The organism is Rhodococcus sp. T7 (assembly GCF_009872365.1).
In the GTDB taxonomy this organism is placed as follows: domain Bacteria; phylum Actinomycetota; class Actinomycetes; order Mycobacteriales; family Mycobacteriaceae; genus Rhodococcus_F.
The window spans coordinates 1-1361 of record NZ_WXYH01000234.1 but is presented as its reverse complement, the minus strand read 5'-3'; the positions used below and the strand labels follow the sequence as shown (position 1 = coordinate 1361).

Sequence of the window (1361 nt, the reverse complement as noted above, 5' to 3'; positions counted from 1 at the left end):
GCTGCTCACCGCCCACCAATTCCGGAGCAACACGAGCTGAGGGGCAACCGCGGTCCGTTTCCGTCAGGTGCGCTCAGCAGAATCGTGCCGCCCCTTCACAGCGCCGGTTCCGGCGGTTGAGTGCCCGGGATGCGGGCAGTCACGTGGGGCAGTGCGACGAAAAGCGAACAGCCCCATAAGTCCTCGCCCCAGGTAATCGGTGGGGTCGATCCACTACAACGGAAAGAAGGTCAGGGCGCGTCGCTGCAGGGCACCACGGGTCGCCATCGGGCGTGATCTCGTGGGGACTAGATGCGCTCCGCGGGGTCGAAGGGTCGTCGACGCATGAGTAGTTCGCAGTTTCCGCAACACCGATCGGGTACCTACTGGGAGGAGCAGGTTCCTCGCAGGGAACCCGCGAGCCTCGATCTGCTCGGTGAGTGTCGGATACACGCTCAGTGAGCGGAAGGTCGGCATGGACGCGGGCGTTGGTGGTCGTCTCGGTGGTTTTCCCGGCCAGGTGGCACATCGACGCCCACCGGTCAGGGCGGCTGCTGGGAATCGTCATCCGCGTCATCGTGCACTCCGCCGGGCCGTGCTCTGCAGCTGTTCGGGGTCTGATGAACGCTCGGGTCTGACGGCATGCCGTCCGTCCGGCGATCGCACCCCGACCATTAGGTGCGTCGGATCCAGGACGAATCCCGGCCGGTAAGGGTGAGAAGCGGGGCGTGCCGCTACGCAATGTTCCCCGAGACCGTTTCCGGATTCCAGGTCGAGACGGCCCAGATGACGACGATGTCGAGTGCGATGATCACCAGCGACCACACCGGGTAATACGGCAGCCACAGGAAGTTCGCCAGAATCGAGATCGCGGCAACGATGATCGCCGATACCCGAGCCCATCCGGCGCCGGTGAACAGGGCGAGGCCGACGATCGCGACGAGCGCGTCGAGGACGATGTGGATCCAGCCCCAGGTGGTGAGGTCGAACTTGCAGACGTAGTCCAGCCCGGCAACGAACACTTCGTTCTCGGCGACGGCGGCGATGCCCTGGAAGAACTGGATGATGCCGACGGTGACCATGATGACTGCCGCCGCCATCGAGGTGCCGCCCGCGAAGCGTTGTTCGGTCGATGGATACTCGGACACGGCTGTCCCCTTCCCCCAGCTACGGTTCATTCGATACGACGATTGTCCGCCGCCGCGTGGTGCCCTTCGTCCTCGCTACGCGCGCGAGCGCGAGTCGTTCGCCATGCGCGCCGTCAGCCTGCGCAAGCGCGAGGAATCACGGGGCAGAACCTTTTTGGGCTCATCCCAATCGGGGGTGTAGGAGTTGGGGTCTGAAGCCGCCGGTCTCGAGCAGGCTTCGGGCGATGTAGTTGG

Annotated in this window: 1 protein-coding gene; it reads right to left on the bottom strand. The window is 64.9% G+C overall.

The window, feature by feature from the left end; translation table 11 throughout:
* Positions 1 to 713 precede the first annotated feature (713 nt).
* The gene (locus tag MLGJGCBP_RS21550; RefSeq protein ID WP_442972115.1) at positions 714 to 1157 is read right to left on the bottom strand and encodes a DUF7144 family membrane protein; all 444 of its coding nucleotides are present in this window, start codon (positions 1155 to 1157) and stop codon (positions 714 to 716) included.
* Positions 1158 to 1361: the final 204 nt, after the last annotated feature.

Bases quoted from the DNA above. Each gene is read 5' to 3' on its own strand.
- MLGJGCBP_RS21550 (WP_442972115.1), bottom strand. From the start codon at position 1,157: ATGAACCGTAGCTGGGGGAAGGGGACAGCCGTGTCCGAGTATCCATCG.